Below are 19,842 nucleotides of genomic sequence, written 5' to 3'. Positions count from 1 at the left end.
CTATATTGTAAATGAGGTGACAACATGCCCATTACGAATCGATTTTCTACCACCACTAATGGCGCACTCGCTATTACAGGTAATACTTTAGGCTTAAGTAAAATTAGTAATCAAAACCGTGCTGGTACAATCGGGGCAATTGGTGCATTCGCAACTACGAATACTGCTTTACAAGTACCTACTTTTCCTGCTGGTACAACGTTAAACTATACACAAAATAGTTCTACCGCTATTTTAAATATCCCTGCTGGTAGTACTATTCTTTACGCAGAACTCGTTTGGGGTGGAAACTATTTATCTCGTGATCAAAACATTACGAGTGTATTAGGAAACCCAGTTTCTTTTACAACACCTGTTTCAACATACTCGATTACTCCTTCAGCTGTTACGGCTTCAAACCAAACATTCGTTTCAAACTCTATTACATTTGGCTTTTACACTCGTTCAGCAGACGTAACAACCCTTATTCAAGCGGGAGGTTCTGGTTCCTATACTACAGGTGCGGTTCCTGGACTTGTAGATCCTATAGATGCTTCTAATGGAACAATTAATTCGGCTGGATGGACGCTTATCGTCGCTTATCAAAACGGGACATTGCCAGCAAGAAACTTAACCATTTATGTAGCGGGTAACCGTGTTTCTGCTGATACCGGTAGTGCAGATGTAGCTGTTTCTGGATTTTTAACACCTTCAGGAGGACCTGTAAGCGGGAGATTATTTTTAAGTTCTATTGAAGGAGATGCAGATTTAATAGGGGATCAAGCATTATTTGGACCAAATTTCAGTTCATTAAATGCTTTATCTGGGCCAAATAATGCTGTAAATAATTTCTTCGGTTCTCAAGTTAATAATGCTGCAGGAAACTTAGATACAACTGGAACATTTGGAACGCGAAATCAAAGTGCTTCTACAGGTACAAACATCTCCGCTGGAAGACAGGGCTGGGATATTACTTCTATTGATATTTCTCCTTATTTAACAAACTCACAAGTATCCGCCGCAATCCGTTTAACTACTAACGGAGATGCATATATGTTAAATACAGTCGGCTTACAAATTAATATAAACTCCCCAAATATACAAGCAACGAAAAGCGTAAATAAAAGTGTTGCTGCAATTGGAGATATTCTCACTTATACAGTTACTATCCCTAACACCGGGCTTCTTCCTGCCAATAACGCTATTTTTATAGATAGCCTCCCTAACGGTACTTCTTTTATACCAGGCACTGTAACAGTAGATAACGTACCACAAACAAATGCAAATCCTGCAGCTGGTATATCTCTTGGAACAATTAATAATGGTACTTCTCGCACAGTAACTTTCCAAGCTACTGTCGTTTCTCTTCCAAGTCAAAATCCTATCTCTAACACTGCTAATATTACATTTCAATATACACCCATCGCTGGAGGAACAACCTTTAACGGTCTTGCAACAAGCAACTCTGCTGGAACACAAATTAACCTGGCAGATATTAATGGAACAAAATCAGTTAACAAACTTTTTACAGATATTGGTGAAACATTAACTTACAGTATTGCCTTAACTAATATAGGAAATATCGCTGCAACAAACGTTATATATACGGATCCGATTCCTAGCGGGACTACTTTCATTCCAGGAAGTGTAACTGTTAACGGAGTTACTCAAGCTGGTGCAAATCCCGCTAATGGTATATCAATTGGATCAATTGCCGCAAATTCTACTACTACTATTTCATTTCAAGTATTCGTTCCTGCTATCCCCCAAACAAATCCAATATTAAATAGTGGTACAACAACATATCAATACATTCCTGTGCCAAATCAACCTGCAGTAAGTGGGACTGATACGACCAATATCGTATCTACTCAAGTGAATAACGCTACTGTAACAATGGTAAAAGCAGTAGATAAAAATTTTGCAGATATTGGTGATACACTAACGTACACCGTTTCTTTTACAGGAACAGGTAATACAAATGCGAACAATGTTATTTTTACAGATGTCATTCCTACTGGAACAACTTTTGTTCTAAACAGTTTAACAATAGATGGCACTACACAAGTGGGCGCAAATCCCGCTAACGGCGTGAACATTGGATCCATCCCAAGCGGCACAACAAAAAATATTACATTTCAAGTAGTAGTAAACACAATACCCGCGTCAAATGTCGTATCTAATGGATCAAGTGCTTCTTATCAATATACCGTCAATCCTAGCCAATCACCCGTTACAAAAAACATTTCTTCTAATCTCGTTTCCACTCAAATTAACAATGCGAATGTAACATTAACAAAATCAGCTAACAAACAATTTGCCACAATTGGTGAAACGATAGGTTATACAATCCTTATTACAAACAGTGGAAATACAGCCGCTAATAACGTACAACTAACAGATCCACTTCCAAATGGAACGATATTAACATTAGGTTCGGTAACGCTCAACGGCGTTTTGCAAAATGTAGATTCTCTCGTTGCTTTACCTATTGGCACAATTCCTGCTGGAGCTACTTTTACCCTCTCTTTCCAAGTAACAGTTATTAATATTACTTCACAAAATCCTATCCTTAATAACGCTTTTGCCTCTTACATTTACACTGTAAATCCAAGTCTGCCACCAACTTCAAAAACAGCAAATTCTAATTCTGTTACATCAACAATTAGACTAGCAAATCTCCATGCTAATAAATCTGTAGATAAAACGTTTGCGGAAGTTGGCGATGTATTAACTTACACCTTTGCTCTTACTAACGATGGAAATGTTGCAGCGAACAATGTATTACTATCCGATTCAATCGCGAATGGAACCGCCTTTGTACCAAATAGCATTATAGTTAACGGTGTTACTCAGCCAGGCGTTACACCAACTAGCATCAATATTGGTAGTATCAATGCTAATACTACAATTACAGCTTCATTCCAAGTAGTAATAACTAGCATTCCAAATCCAAACCCTATTTCAAATAGCGCTTCCATTTCCTATAACTTTATCGTTGATCCAAACACTTCACCTGTAAGTAAGAACACTACTTCAACCACTACATTTACTCAAGTAAACGATGCAAATGTCATTTCAGCCAAAACAGTGGATCGAGCGTTCGCTACCGTAGGAGATATATTAACTTATACTGTTACTTTGACAAATGCAGGAAGTGTTTCTGCTGATAGTCCTACTTTCGTAGATACGAATCCAGACGGTACTACCTTTATTCCAAACACTTTTCTTATTAATGGTGTACTCCAAAATAACGCAGATCCAAATATAGGTGTTCCGCTACCTTCCATTGCTGCTAACGGTTCACTTACCGTCTCTTATCAAGTAACCGTCACCTCTTTACCAACACAAAATCCAACATTAAATTCATCTAGTACACAGTATAGCTTTATTCTAAATCCGGGCGATCCACCAACTATAGAAACATCTGTAAGTAACACTGTAAGTACACAAATTAATTTAGCAAATGTCATTATTGTCAAAGAAGTAGATTTAACTATCGCCGACGTCGGGCAACCAATCACATATACAATTTCTATAGCTAATCTTGGCAATACTACAGCAAATAATGTTATCGTTACCGATATAATCCCTAATGGCACCACTATCGTACCAAATAGTATTTTTATAGGTGGTGCTTTACAACTAGGTGCAGACCCTAGTACCGGTCTTCAAGTCGGCTCCATTCCTTCGGGTGGTTTTACAACGATTGTTTTTCAAATAAGTGCAAATGGGCTACCTTCACCAAACCCAATTCAAAACAGCGCTTCACTTCAATATAGCTTTATCGCTGATCCAAACTTACCTGCTCTTGTTAGAAACGCCGCTAGCAATATAGTAACTACACAACTTAATACTGCTAATATCGTTGCTACAAAACTAACGAGTACAAACTTCGCTGATGTTGGTGATGTCATATTATATGCGACTATTTTAACAAATAACGGGAATATCCCTGCTGCTAATGTAACATTTACAGATATCATTCCAACGGGTACCCTCTTCATTCCTAATACTGTAACGATTAATAATGTCCCTATAGCTAATGCAAATCCTGCTAACGGCATTTCGATTGGTACGATAGGAGCGAATTCATCACGTACCGTTGCATTCCAAGTTTTTGTACCAACTATCCCTGCTGTAAACCCAATTACAAATCAATCAGGCACAACATTCCAATATACGTATGATCCATCCAAACCAGCTGTAATGCAGATGGTTGCTTCTAACACTGTACAGACAACTATTAATAACGCCTCAATTGCCGCTACTAAATCGGCAGATAAACAGTTTGCTAACGTAAATGATATTATTACGTACACGACTACTTTAACGAATAACGGGAACACACTTGCGTCAAATGTAATATTTACAGATGTAATTCCAAACGGGACATCGTTTATTCCTAATAGTGTTACTGTAAACGGGAATACACTGCCTAATGTAAATCCAGCAAGCGGAATTGCAATCGACCCAATAAATCCGAATGCAAATACGATCATCTCGTTCCAAGTACAAGTAAATTCTATCCCGAATCCAAATCCAATCCCGAACCAAAGCAATACAACGTACCAGTACGTCGTAGATCCTAACTTACCTTCAGCATCCGCCAATACGTTAAGTAACGTAATAACAACTCAAATTAATAACGCTACTATTGTTGCTACTAAGTCTGTGAATACGCCGACAGCTGCCATTGGTGATATCGTTACCTATACGATTGCAGTAACAAATACAGGTAATATCCCTGCTAGTGCCACTGTTTTAACAGATGGGCTTGGCGCAGGAGCTTCATTTATCCAAAACTCCGTAACGATCAATAATGTTCCACAACCAGGATTAGATCCATCACTTGGTGTTCACTTGGCAGATATTTCGCCAGGAGATACTGTATTCATTACTTTTCAAGCACAAATTTTAGCGATACCACCTAGTGGCACATTAACAAATAATGCTCTTGTAAATTATGAATATACCGTGAATCCAAACCAATCTCCTGCTGTTAATAGTACAATTACGAATACAACGGTTACTCCAATTATTGATGCTACTCTTTCTATAAATAAAACTGTCAATTCAACATTCGCTACTATTGGAGATACACTTACTTTCACTTCTACCATTACTAATTCCGGTAATACTACCGCAAACAATGTTATTTTTACAGATGTAATTCCAAATGGTACAACGTTTATTCTAAATAGTTTTACGGTAAATGGAACAACTATTCCTAATGCAAATCCACAAAATGGTATCAATATTGGCAACATAAATTCAAATGCATCCGTTATACTCAGTTTTCAAGTAAACATTACAACGATTCCAAATCCTAATCCAATCCCTAACAAATCATCGCTTCAATATAGCTTTATTGTAGATATAAATGAACCGCCTGTTTCACGAACAGTTCAATCCAATAAAACTTTTACGCAAGTAAATTCGGCTTCCGTTATCGCAACGAAAACTGCGAGCAGTGCATTTGCCGCTGTTGGAGATACAATTACGTATACAACTACTCTCACTAATAGCGGAAATACTACCGCAAACACACCTGTTTTTATCGATATATTACCACCTGAACTTTCATTCATTCCCGATAGCGTACAAATTAATACCATCCCACAACTTGGATTTAGACCAGATAGCGGGCTCTCTTTAGACTCAATTCCAGTTGGAGGAACGACAACAATTAGCTTTCAAGTAATTGTTGGCTCAATACCAGCTACAAACCCAACGTTGAACCAATCTAGCACAACATACTCGATTATTGTGGATCCTACCCAGCCGCCGGTGACAGAAACAGCTACAAGTAATCCAACTTTAGTTCAAATTAACGAAGCAATTATTCAAGCAACGAAAAGTGTGGATCGACTATTTTCTGACGTAGCACCTGGAAATTCATTTTTAACGTATACAGTTTTATTAGAAAATGAAGGGAACACGACTGCTACGAATATCATTTTTACAGATCCAATTCCAAATAACACAATATTTATAACAGATAGTGTTCGAGTAGGCGGGGTCTTATTACCTGGGGTAAATCCAGCGAATGGGATACAGATTGGGGATATTATTGCAGGAGATTTTATAAACGTTACCTTCCGTGTGCAAGTAGTTAGCATTCCAAATCCAATTTTCACAATTGGACCTGGGGGTCCAAACTCACCTGTTGTAAACGGAGCTTCCATTGATTATCAATTTATGACAGGACCTAATTTACCACTCGTTTCAAGAAATACGACATCTAATCCCGTTTCGACACAAATAAATTCTGGGGAAATTGTGGCAATCAAATCTGTAGATAAAACTTTCGCAACGATTGGCGATACAATTTCTTATACAATTACATTAAGTAACCCTGGAAATGTCACTTCACAAAATATAATTTTCACAGATATTTTACCTAACGGAACGACATTCATATCTGGCACTCTTACAAACGATTCTGGTACACAGCAAATCGGAAATCCAGCTAGCGGGATACAGATTGGAAATATAAACCCAAATGGAACGGCCGTTATTTCTCTCAACGTACTTGTTACAAACATTCCAAGTATAAATCCTATCTCTAATTTTAGTTCCATACAATTTGAACATGTGATTGATCCTAGCCAACCTTCTGCATTACAAACAGCTGTATCTAATGCGGTTTCGACAACAATTAACAGTGCGATATTAAATACAACAAAAACTGTTGATAAATCTATCATTTCCGTCGGAGATACACTTACGTATACAACGACTATTACGAATACAGGAAATACACCAGCTACAAATATAACTTTTACAAGTGCGATTCCTTCTAGTACTACTTTTGTACCAGATTCGGTCACTATAAATGGCATCCAGCAGCTTGGTGCACAGCCAGCACTCGGAGTAAATATACCAAATATCGCTCCTGGTGAAACAGTAACCGTTACTTTCCAAGTAAATGTTATTTCTGTTCCCCCTTCAAGCTCAATTATGGGTAACGATACAATTTTATATTCTTATACTGTTGATCCAAGTGCCGCTCCTATTACAACTTCTACTTCAACGAATATCGTTACAAACCCGGTACTAGATGCTATGATAACGATGGTAAAATCGGTCGATCAAACAATTGTAACACTAGGTGATACCATTACCTATACAACCATTTTAACGAATAATGGCAATACAAATGCAACGAATATTACTTTCACTGATCTTATTCCAGACGGCACAACGTTCATTCCGAATAGTGTCACAATCAATGGCAGTACACACATCGGACTCGATCCTAATACAGGTATAACAATCGGATCAATTGCTCCTAACAACTCAATATCTATAGCATTTCAAGTTACCGCTACTTCTACTCCCGTTCAAAATCCTATTGCCAATTCGGCTAGTGCTTCTTACACATTTATCACTGACCCTAATGCCCCTATTGTTTCAAGGAATGTTACTTCAAACACAGTGTTCACTACAATTAACACAGCTACCATTCTTTCATTAAAACAAGTCGATAAATCCTTTAGCCGTATTGGAGACACACTCACCTATACTGTTACTTTAACAAACAATGGAAACTCATCCGCACAAAATGTTATATTTACAGATACCATGCCAAGCGGAACTACATTTATTGCAAACACATTTTCTATTAATGGAGTTCCTCAAAGTGGAGCGGATCCAACAAACGGTGTAAATATTGGGCCCATAACAGCTGGGACTACAGTAACAGTTTCGTTCCAAGTTACTGTAACGTCATTACCAACTGAAAACCCCATTGTAAATTTCTCATCAACATCGTACCAATTAGTCTCACCACCTGATGCAGAAACTTCAATTAGTAATCCTGTTTCAACGCAAATTAAAGAAGCCATATTATCCATGACGAAAAATGAAAATGTATCCTTTGCAGATATCGGGCAAACTGCTTTTTATACTACTTCTATTACCAATGTAGGCAATACCGATGCAACTAATATTGTATTCACAGATGCATTACCAAGTGGACTCACATTTGTTCCTAACACATTAACTGTCGATGGCGTTTTACAACCTAACGCGGATCCAAATACAGGTGTATTACTTGCAACACTTCCACCAAATGAAATATATAGTATCGTCTTTCAAGTTACAGTGAACAGCATCCCACCTATTAATCCTGCACCAAATACAGCATCAACGACGTATGAGTTTACTGTTGATCCTGTTAATCCTCCTGTTTCAAGTGCAGCTACTTCCAACACTACACTTCTTCAAATAAACAACGTAACTATTATTAGCACAAAAACAGCAGATCTTACTTTCGCGGATATTGGTAATACAATAACATTTACACTTAACCTCCCTAATACCGGGAATGTGACTGCAACTGATGTAACTATTATTGACATTCTTGATAGTAATTTAAGTTTCGTTCCAAATAGTTTCACAGTTAATGGGCAAACCATTCCAAACGCTGATTTATCTACTGGTGTAAATATTGGTTCCATTAATGGTGGTAATGCGGCAATCGTTACATTCCAAGCAACTGTTATTACACTTCCAACACTTAATCCCATTTCTAACTCTGCTTCTACCACCTATCATTATGTCGTTGATCCTAGCCAGCCACCTGTTACAACTTCCAATCAATCTAATACAACGACAACACAAATTAATAACGCTACCCTTACTGCACAAAAAAATTCAAATGTATCTACGGTAGATATCGGGCAGGATATTACCTACACCGTTACAATTACAAATAGCGGAAATGTTAGTGCAACGAATGTTATTTTTACCGACCTTATTCCAGACGGAACTTCCTTTGAACCGAATAGTTTTACACTGAACGGAACTAGCATCCCAAATGCAAATATCATTACAGGCGTTCCAATTGGTGATATCGGGCCAAACCAGTCTGTAATCGTAGCATTTCACATTATCGCAAATGAAATTCCACCTATAAATCCAATTACCAATCAAGCTAACGTTAGCTTCCAGCATATCGTTAATCCAGCTAATCCTCCCGTTTCAAAAAACATTACTTCTAACAACGTTACAACAAAAATTGAAAGTGCTATTTTAAACACGATTAAAATAGGAGATAAAACATTTGCAACGATTGGTGATACGATTACGTATACAACGACTATTACGAACACAGGCAATATTCCTGCTAACAACGCTATATTCTCAGACCCTTTACCATCGTGGACACAATTTGTTGCAGGATCAGTTATTGTTGATGGCACTCCATTACCATCCGCTTCCATTATTAACGGTGTTGGCATAAATACAATTACTCCAAATCAAACTGTAACAATCATATTCCAAGTACAAATCGTAAGTAATCCAACAACGTTCACACCTGAACTCCAAAACTTAGGATTTGTTAACTTCCAATATAATGTAGGCAATGCATTACAGGCTCAGCCTGGCAATGTGGAAACGAACGTCTTCGTTACTTCTATTAATTCAGCAATACTTTCAGCTGTAAAAACTGCTAATACAGCTTTTGCAAATATCGGAGACACGATCACTTATACAGTTTTGATTCAAAATAGCGGCAATACAAACGCTACGAATGTAAATTTCTCAGACATGGTTCCAGCAGGAACAACCTTTGTTGAAAATAGTTTTGCTGTAAATGCAAGTACCATTCCAGGTGCAAATCCAAATAACGGAGTGAATATCGGAACAGTTAGCACGGGTAGTTCCTTAACCGTTACTTTCCGAGTCATAGTTACATCCACTCCACCTTCAAATCCAATTACAAACGTAGCATCTATTCAATACGCATTCATCGTTGATCCGGCCTCTCCTCCTGTTACAGGCACGATAAATTCTAATAGCGCTTCAACACAAATTAATAACGCGACTGTTACAACTGTTTTACAAGCAAATCGAACAATCGTATCTATCGGAGATGTAATTACGTATACAGCAACATTAACGAATACTGGAAACTTCCCCGCAAACTCTGTATTACTCATTAACGGAGTTCCTGAAGGAGCATTATTTGTTCCAAATAGTGTTACGCTCAACGGGATTTCACTTCCAGATGCAAGTCCAACTCTTGGTATTCCAGTTGGTATTATCGCACCAGGTGATTCCGCTACTATTACGTTCCAATTTCTTGCAAGTTCTATTCCACCGCAAGGAGCGATTATAAATCAAGCACTTACAAGTTACACGTATATTGTCGATCCAAGTCAACCTCCTGTTACAGCAACATCCTCGTCTAATACGGTTAATACAGCTGTTGTTGATGCATCGTTATCCGCAATTAAAAGTACAGATTCTCTCGTACAATCTACTGACGGTACAATCACTTACACAGTAGTCGTTCAAAACAACGGAAATACTACTGCAAATACAGTTACTTTAACAGATTTGGTCCCAGAAGGAACTGCATTTATTCCTAATAGCGTAACTATTAATAGCGTTTCCGTTCCAGGTGCTAACCCTAACGTAGGAATACCATTAAACTCCATCGCACCGTCAGAAATCGTCACTGTAACATTCCAGGTTATCGTTCAATCTATTCCAAGCGTGAACCCAATTTCTAATACAGTCCGTATTGACTATACTTTTATCGCCGATCCAACTGCTCCTATCATCTCTCGAACAATTACGTCTAATCCTGCTTTCACACAAATTTCAGATGCGACTATCCTTTCTTTAAAAGGAGTCAATGCACAACAAGCAACAACAGGTGATATTTTGACTTATACGATAACACTAGAAAATACCGGAAATATTCCAGCTACTAATCTCACATTTTCAGACACTATCTCCCAAGATACTACATTCGTAGAAAATAGTTTTACACTTAACGGAACAGCTATACTTGGTGCCAATCCAAATGTAGGTGTTACTTTGCCTAACCTAGCTGCAAACGCTACGCACCTTATTTCGTTCCAAATTCTTATTACCGATTCATTCTCGCAAGAATCGATTACAAATCAATCCAATACAACATATACAATTCAACCAGACCCAGGGCAACCGCCTATTACTGAAACATCTACTAGTAATATCGTCATTACAAATTTCGTGCAAGCGCAATTGACAATTACTAAAACATCCAATCCAACAACTGTAGATATCGGTGGAACTATACTTTATATTTCTGAAGTGAAAAATACTGGTAATGTTGACGCAATAAATATTAATTTCACAGATTCTATTCCATCTGGGACTACATTCGTTCCCGATAGTGTCACAATTAACGGTGTCCTTCAGCCAGGTGTAAATCCAGAAAACGGAATACCGATTGGAACAATTCCAGCAAACAGTTCCAAAACGATACTATTTCAAGTGCAAACAAATAATCCACCTACTGAAACCGAAATTGTAAATCAATCTTCAGCAACTTACCAATATGTAAGTATCCCTACAGCCCCACCAGTAAATCGCTCTGCAAATTCTAACATTGTTACAACATCACTTCAAAACGCAAATATTATTTCTGTTAAAAGCGCGGATGTAGCTTTCGTATCAATCGGGCAAATTATTACCTACACAAATACACTACAAAATATAGGAACCGTTCCAGCTAACAATACCGTGTTCATTGATAACATTCCGGAAGGTACTATATTCATTGAAGATAGCTTAGCAATAAATAATGTCATCCAGCCTGGTGCGAACCCAGAGAATGGCGTAACTCTCGGCACGATACAACCAGATGAAACAGTCACTCTTTCATTCCAAGTACAACTTACAAATATACCAGAGGGCAATACAGTCATTAATATTTCAGACACTTCGTACGAATACCAAATTGACCCTAGTTCTCCAATTATTCAGCGTAGATCGTTATCAAATGCAGTAAATACTGAAGTGCGGACGGCAAATGTTAGTGCCATTAAATCCGCCAATAGATCCATTACACGCATTGGTCAAATCATCACATATACAGTCGCAGTTACAAACGCCGGTACAGTACCTATTACAAATACTCTCCTAATTGACGCAATTGCAGCTGGGACCACATTCGTTCCAAATAGCATTCTTGTAGATGGCGTACCAAGACCTAACGAAAATCCAATTACCGGTATCAATCTTGATATAATTCTTCCAAATAATACGATTATTGTTACGTTCCAAGTAAGCGTAGTCTCTATACCGCCACAAAATAACATTAATAATATCGCCGTCATTCACTATGAGTATCGACCGGACCCAAGCGCACCACCAATTTCAGAAACGACCTCTTCCAATAGTACAAATATACAATTTATTGATGCTATTCTTATTGCTACAAAATCCGCTAATACTGTATTAGCTAACATTGATGAAACCATTGAATATACAGTATTCATTCAAAATAATGGATCTACTACAACTAACTCCATCTTTTTTACAGATACTATAGCGGATGGAACAGTATTTATTCCAGGAAGTGTAATAGTTAACAATACTGTACTTCCTGCAGCAGATCCGAATATCAGCTTTTCCATTCCTAATGTCGCAGCAGATCAAATGGCTACAGTAACATTCCAAGTTTCCGTTACGAATTTACCTGTTGTAAATCCAACACCTAATACTGCAAACATCGTCTACGACTTTATTTTCAATCCTGACTTTGCACCAATTCAAAAATCTACTACTTCCAATACTACTTTCGTTCAAATTAATGATGCTGATATCGTTTCACTTAAAACTGTTGATTTGACCTCTGTAACAATTGGTGACATTTTAACTTATACGACAACTTTAACGAATACAGGGAATACGGATGCCACTGCTGTTGTATTTACAGACAATATACCTGATGGAACAACTTTTATTGACGGTAGCGTTTTAGTAAATAACATTCCTCAGCTTAACGCCAATCCAAGTGCAGGTATACTTGTAGGAACGATTGCTCCTAATATTTCTATCCCAGTCACATTTTCTGTTACCGTCGTAGCTCTTCCTGCTAGCGGCCATGTTCAAAATCAATCAACTTCTCGTTATACAATAAACGTGGAAGAACAAATATCGACTAGCAATATTACCTTCACTGAAGTTATTTCTGCTAATGTAATTGCGACAAAAACAACGCCTATCCAATATGCTGACTTACAAACTATCATCCCTTATACAATTTCCATCATAAATAACGGAAATATACAAGTCGAAAACATTATTGTTACAGATATCATCCCAGCAAATACGAGCTTTATAGAGAATAGTGTTATCGTGAACGGCAATGCTCGGCCAAATGACAACCCTCTTAACGGTATACAAATTGATAACATTCCGCCTAATACGACAGCAACTATTCTATTCCAAGTACGGGTTACTTCGATTCCACAAACAAATCCAATCTCTAACACGAGTACAATTGAATATGAATACACGGTACCAGATCGACCACCTATTACCGAAACTATTATTTCATCAGCTGCCGCAACAGAAATTAATCACGCGAATTTGAATAGTAATAAAGCTGTTGACCTTGCATTTGCAACGGTTGGTGATACGTTAACGTATACGATTACACTAAATCAAACCGGTAATGTTGCAACAAATGATGTAATCATTCAAGATATTATTCCTCAAGGTACTACGTTTATAGAAAATAGCGTCATTGTAAACGGAGAAGCTCTTCCAGGAGTGAATCCAGTAAGCGGCATACCAATTGGCACTATAATTGTTGGTGGAGATGCTATCGTTTCATTCCAAGTAACTGTGACTTCTATTCCAACACCAAATGAACTAAACAACAAAGCAATTACTACTTTTAACTATATAGTCAACCCAAATAACGTACCCGTTACAAATACGACTACAACAAATACCGTCACAACTACTGTCCAAAATGATAATGTCATTGCCATAAAATCTATTGATGTAACGAGTGCCTTACCTGGTCAAACTTTAACGTATACAATTACGATTACGAATAGCGGTAATGTAACGATTGAAGACCTTCTTGCCATAGACACCGTACCAATAGATACGACTTTTGTTGCTGATAGTGTTACGATTAACGGAATCAATCAGCCTAATGAAAATCCTGAAAATGGTATTACGTTAGGAAATCTTGCTCCTAATGAATCTGTTATTATTACGTTCCAAGTGACAATATCTTCTTCTACTCTTCAATCTACAATTAATAATGATGCTTCTGTTTCCTATACCGTTATCATTGATCCAACAAAACCACCTATTACAATTACAAAACAAACAAATACCGTTACAACGACAGTCATTGATCCGATGGTTCGCATTGAAAAAACAGCTGACAAATCTATTGTCGTTATAGGAGATATCATTACATTCACATTAGCGGTATTTAATCACTCCCCAATTCCGACAATCAGTACTTCTGTTATAGACACAATTCCAGCTGGTACAACATTTATAGAAAACAGCGTAACAATTAACGGTACTTCGGTTCAAAATGTTCGTCCAGACACTGGTATTAATATTGGTTCTTTATCTGCAGATACAGTAGCAACTATAACATTTCAAGTTCTCGTAACTTCTATTCCTTCAAACAGTACAATTATAAATTCTGCAACAGTTACCGCTGCTTTTCAATTGACACCACAGGATCCAATTATTACTTTCATTGTTAATTCAAATATTGTTCGTATACCAGTTCAATTTGTAACTGCAACAGTCACGAAAAACGCTTCCGTCAGCTCCGCTTATTTAAACCAATATTTTGATTATACGGTGCGTATTACAAATACTTCCGAAATTTCACTCTCAAATATTTCTTTACAAGATACCATTCCAGCAGGTTTACAATTTATAAACGGCACTGTCTTTATTAACGGTGAACGCTCTCCACTAGCGAATCCGAATATCGGTTTCCTAGTTGCCACTAATTTAGAGCCAAACGAAACAATTATCGTGTTATTCACAGTACAAGTAATAAGTCCACCTGTTAATAATCAATTTAAAAATACGGCCAATATTTCGTTACAACTTCAAGTCTCGCCTACCGATCCACCAATTACAGTAACCGTTACAAGTAACGAAAACATCGTCACCTTTGTTCCAGAAAATCCAGACGAAACACTTCCAAATTTAAATTGCTTCTTTGACGGTGAACGCTTCATACGGATTACTCCCCGAAATGCAAGAAATTACCTTTGGACTTGGATTTGGTGGAATTAAATTAAAAAAGAGATTGTAGTTTGGTTGAAACCAAATTACAATCTCTTTTTCATTACCTTTATCACACTACGTTATAACTCGTCCAAGGATATACAATTAAGCATCACCTCAAGTTATTTTAGTCGTAATAAGTTGGCCAGCTTCATTAATAGTAACTCTCCAGTTCACTCCACTAGCTGTCTTCATGATTATGCCTTTACTTGCCTCTATTTCAATATCTCCAAACATTCTTCCACCAGTTGTAGCTAACCAAGCATTCCCATTTTCCATAGAAGACCTTGCAAAGATGCGATTAATTCGAAAACGCTTATGATCTTGAGAATAACCACTTAATGTAATTCTTACTTTATATAGTTGATTCGCCTTCATATTCGATATAATTGTATCGCCTACATTTAATGGAACATCCGATGCGATAACCCAATTTCCAGTTGCGCCTAATGCATATTCAATTTTAATTTTTTTCGGGCTTTCTCCCCATCCAAAATACATTCCAAAACAATTTAACATTTGTATTGGTTTTTTCGTAAAATCCAGTTCAATGACAACTGGATTACTATCTGGAACGTCAATATAGTTTACACTTTGTTCATCTATTAAATTAAAGCAATTTGCGAGATTTCCCCCGTACGGTACTTTCCCACTTACTTGCTTAACAATATACTTCTGCTGAGCATTTACTAAAATATCATCTTGATTCCCTATTAAATGCGGTCTATTTAACGTCAACGGTAACTGAATTCGTAGGGATTCTTCATAAGTAGACTTACAAACATTGTATTGTCCTTTATCTACAATAATTGTCGAAAGCAGATTTGAAAAAAGGTAGTTTCGATGAGAATTAGAAGAAAATTCAATGACAATTTGTTCACTACTCATCCGGTACGTATCCCAAATCATACAATCAAATGTATTATACGCACCTGAGCAACGAATTGCTTTTTTCGTTTGTTGTCTACATTGCACTTGAATATCATGAAACGTATTTCCTGAACTTTCATTTGGCAAATCACTATTTCCATCTACTTCAATCCCATACCCACATCCATCAATAAATATAGATTGAAATACATTGGCGTTAATCCAGCAAGGTGTATTGATATCATTTATATATTCTGTCTTCAAATGTATTGCAGTTTGAAAATTTTTAATTTGAATAAATTTAACTTGAAAGAAACTAATAAAATCCCATGCCTTTTGACAATAAAAATATATAGCTTTTCCTTTATACGATGGAGTTGCATTTACTATATTTATATTTGATATAACAGATTGATTAGGTACTTCGATTTGTTGTGAACCAGAAACATAAATAACAGCAGATTGAAACAATGGATTTATAACTTGAATAGTACCACCAATTATCGAAGCGTTACTTTGTAGCTCAAATGCATTAAAATCCCCATCAATTTGCAGCGTTACAGTAGGATCTAACTCTAATCTTACATTTGATTTAATAACAATGGGCTTTACAATTTTGTACGTATTTACTCCTGTAATTCTTACCGTCGAAATTCGGTTAGCTACACAATAATCAATAGCTTGTTGAATTGCTAATGAACTATCATTTCCCGAGTTCGGAACTGCGCCAAAACAATTAATATTAACGCTACTTTCTGGCACACAACCTTCTTGGGAAGAAATATATTCTGACAAAATAAATTCACTCCTCATATTACCTTTTTCATATAATATGTGAGTTCTCTCTTAAAAGTTTCTATAATAAAAAAACAAACGACCTACCCGGTCATTTGTTTAATTCATATATATTTTTCGTTTCTTCTATCATTTTAGTTAACGAGAAATACCTCACTACTTTCTCTCGTGCTTCGAGTCTAATAGCATTTACCTTTTCTTCATTCCCTTGTAGTTCCTCAAGCGCACTTGCGAATTCAGATTCACGATATTCAGATATTAAAATGCCTGATTCTCCATCTATTACCGCTTCATTTATTCCGCCAACATCTATTGAAACAATTGGTGTCCCTGTAGCCATCGCTTCAATTACTACCATTGGAAACACTTCACGAAAAGATAATAAAAGTAAGGCATCCATATTCCCTATAAACTCATGCGGCTCTGAAATATTCCCTAGCATCTTCACACTTTGCTGCAATCCATATTTTTCTATTTCTTTCATAATCGATTCTTTCTCTGGTCCATCACCAGCAATATAAAACATAAAATCATTTCTCTTTTTCAACACATTTGCAATTTTGACAAATAGTTGATGGTTTTTCTCTTTGGATAATCTAGCTAATATCCCTATTTTATATGTAGATTCTTTCTTTTTCTGCTGGAATAAAAACTTTTCAATATCGACACCGTTATAAATTGTATTTATTTTTTCTTCTGCTACATGAATTGAAATTAAATTATTCTTTTCAAACTCACTTACTGTAATAATATTGTTCACATATTTATTCATGAAATAACGAAAAAGCGTTGGCATTTTCTTTTCTAATATCGTTACATTATGTTTCGTATAAACAATTTTCATCTTTTTTTAATAAACTTTTGAAGTAGAAAAGCATATAATACCATTCGCAAACTATTTGCATGAATAAGTTCTATCTTTCGTTTACAAATTTCGTTTCGTAAATAATAAATATTTCTCAAATGATTCCATCGACTAAGTAATATAAAATTTTCTTTTCTAGTAAGAGATTCATATAGTTCTCCATCACCTGCAGCTGTATAAATCTTAAAATCCTCATAACGCAAATTACTTTCCAATTTACAGAAATAGCTCTCGGCTCCGCCAGTTATTAGTTTATCTGTCATCAACAGTATATTCATAATTGCGTCTTCCCAACTACATTGATTTTATTTTTTTATAAGCATGATAAGCATACTTACTAAAATAGTAAAAAATTTGCACCGAATTCAGTCGTTCTTGTTCCCTTAACAATTTCCAATACCGGAAAGCTGCTCTAATTTTATTTCTAGAAACAGAATTTGTAACAATTCTATATTTTGCTAATACTTGCTGTATCCCTTTTGCTTCATACCCTTCATGTAATAAGTTCAGCCATAACGCTGTATCTTCCGGCTGTATACTAGGCATTTCCACATACGGAATTTTTTCACGATCAATCATCACTGTTAAACACCCGATAATTGTATTCCCTGCTAAATAATGATAGTCAACAGATTTTGGTACACTCACTTCGCGATTTAGTTCATTACCATTTTCATCAATTAAACTATACGACGCATATGAAAAAGCAATATTCATTTCTTCCATAAATAACAATTGTGTCTTCAATTTATGCGGCAACCATATATCATCACTATCTAAAAAGGCAATGTACCTTCCTCTCGCCTCTTGAATCGCTAAATTCCGAGCTTTAGCAGCACCGACATTTTCTTTTAATGATAATAACCTAATTCGTGAGTCTCCTTCTATTATCTCTTTAATTTTTGCGGCAGATTGGTCGGTTGAACAGTCATCAACGATAATCATTTCCCAGTTTTCATACGATTGATTCTGTACAGATAAAATTGTCTCACCTATAAATCGTATACTATTATAAGAAGGTGTTATTACAGAAACATAAGGCGGCTCGTTATGTGCTGATAGACATTTTACCATCTATCTTTCCCCTTCCTTCATATATTGAAATATACTTCACAACAACTGCTAAAAATAAAAAGAACGCTTCGTTAATAATAAGTGACAATGACATCATCTGAAATAAAAATGCAATCATAGTCAATAGAAGGTATGGCCTTTCACGAAACAAAGTATGCTGCGCTAGCTTGAACATTAATATGAATAAAAACGTGCTATATAGAAGAAAACCAATTGTACCCGATTCAGACAAAATTTCTAAAAATGTATTGTGTACATATAATTTTTCATTAAATTGATACTCATAATAATTCGAAAAGTTAAAAGCACCGATTCCGATATATGGATTGGATAAATAATATTTAAAAGCAGCTTCCCATAATGTAAATCTACCACTTCCATTATCATGGGAAAAATCAGAAATTCGTTTATTTAATATGTCATCTAATTGGCCCCCCATTACACTATTCGATAAACTAAAAATAACTACACTAAACAATACTAAACTCATAATTATTTTTATTTTTTTAGCGAAACTAGACATACATATATATACAAAAACGACCAGTACAAGCGCTAATATACCGCCCCTTGAAAAGGTTAATAGACTCGTCGTAACACATAAAATCAACCCTAACATGTTAGTAATATTTTGCAAATTCGTCATATAGTACATAAAAAATATTGTATTATAGAAAATAAAAATGTTAGGATCATCTAGCAATCCAATTAACCGTGGATATCCTCTATCAACTAATAACCCGGCAAAAATTTCTCTCTCTTCTCCACCGTATAAACTAAAGTATTGTAAACCGATTATATAGAGTATTAGACTTACAACATTAAATACTACTCCTACATAAGCAATAGATGATTCAAGTACCACTATTTCAGTATTCCCCAATAAATTCCTCATTATAAAATAGCATCCTAAAACGAGTAGCACGCCAAAAATCATACGAATACTGGCATTTAAATACATAGAAAGAATTCCACTTAAACAATAAATGAAATAAAACAGTAAAAATATAACTTCATGAAAATATAACTTTTGAATATGAAAGTCTTTAATTGTTAAACAAAAATATATGACTAAAAAAATCATATATATCTTCAATGAAAATCCAATATATAAATTGTATTTACTTAACATAACAAATAATATTAGAAGAATAATCCATCCCATCGATACTTTCATATTATTTTCCATA

The 19,842-nt window shown here is 36.0% G+C and carries 4 protein-coding genes and 1 pseudogene; 1 reads left to right on the top strand and 4 read right to left on the bottom strand.

Translation table 11 applies throughout. From position 1 onward, the window contains the following. Positions 1-24: 24 nt before the first annotated feature. A complete protein-coding gene (locus JFU02_RS27460) occupies positions 25-15,057 on the top strand; it encodes a DUF11 domain-containing protein (protein ID WP_201071917.1) in 15,033 nt (5,010 codons plus the stop codon). A 108-nt stretch (positions 15,058-15,165) separates the two neighbouring features. On the opposite strand, the gene JFU02_RS27455 is transcribed toward JFU02_RS27460, so the two are convergent. The 4 genes and pseudogenes from JFU02_RS27455 to JFU02_RS27440 form a co-directional block, all read right to left on the bottom strand. Beyond that, complete coding sequence (locus JFU02_RS27455) at positions 15,166-16,713, bottom strand: glycoside hydrolase family protein (RefSeq protein WP_141538922.1); 1,548 nt, start codon at positions 16,711-16,713, stop codon at positions 15,166-15,168. Positions 16,714-16,804: 91 nt separating this feature from the next. After that, positions 16,805-17,856 (bottom strand): annotated as a pseudogene (locus JFU02_RS27450) (glycosyltransferase family 4 protein). Between the two features lie 16 nt (positions 17,857-17,872). Next, on the bottom strand, positions 17,873-18,652 hold the full coding sequence (locus JFU02_RS27445) for a glycosyltransferase (RefSeq protein ID WP_201071914.1): 780 nt from the start codon (positions 18,650-18,652) through the stop codon (positions 17,873-17,875). Beyond that, positions 18,627-19,841, bottom strand: a complete 1,215-nt coding sequence (locus tag JFU02_RS27440) for an O-antigen ligase family protein (protein WP_086405888.1) — start codon at positions 19,839-19,841, stop codon at positions 18,627-18,629. The genes JFU02_RS27445 and JFU02_RS27440 overlap by 26 nt, the downstream gene beginning before the upstream one ends. Position 19,842 lies beyond the last annotated feature (1 nt).

The organism is Bacillus sp. TH13 (assembly GCF_016651175.1).
In the GTDB taxonomy this organism is placed as follows: Bacteria; Bacillota; Bacilli; order Bacillales; family Bacillaceae_G; genus Bacillus_A; species Bacillus_A thuringiensis_S.
The sequence above is the reverse complement of the archived record's forward strand: the minus strand, read 5'-3'. Positions and strand labels throughout refer to the sequence as shown.

Bases quoted from the DNA above. Each gene is read 5' to 3' on its own strand.
- JFU02_RS27460 (WP_201071917.1), top strand. From the start codon at position 25: ATGCCCATTACGAATCGATTTTCTACCACCACTAATGGCGCACTCGCT.
- JFU02_RS27445 (WP_201071914.1), bottom strand. From the start codon at position 18,652: ATGGTAAAATGTCTATCAGCACATAACGAGCCGCCTTATGTTTCTGTA.
- JFU02_RS27440 (WP_086405888.1), bottom strand. From the start codon at position 19,841: ATGGAAAATAATATGAAAGTATCGATGGGATGGATTATTCTTCTAATA.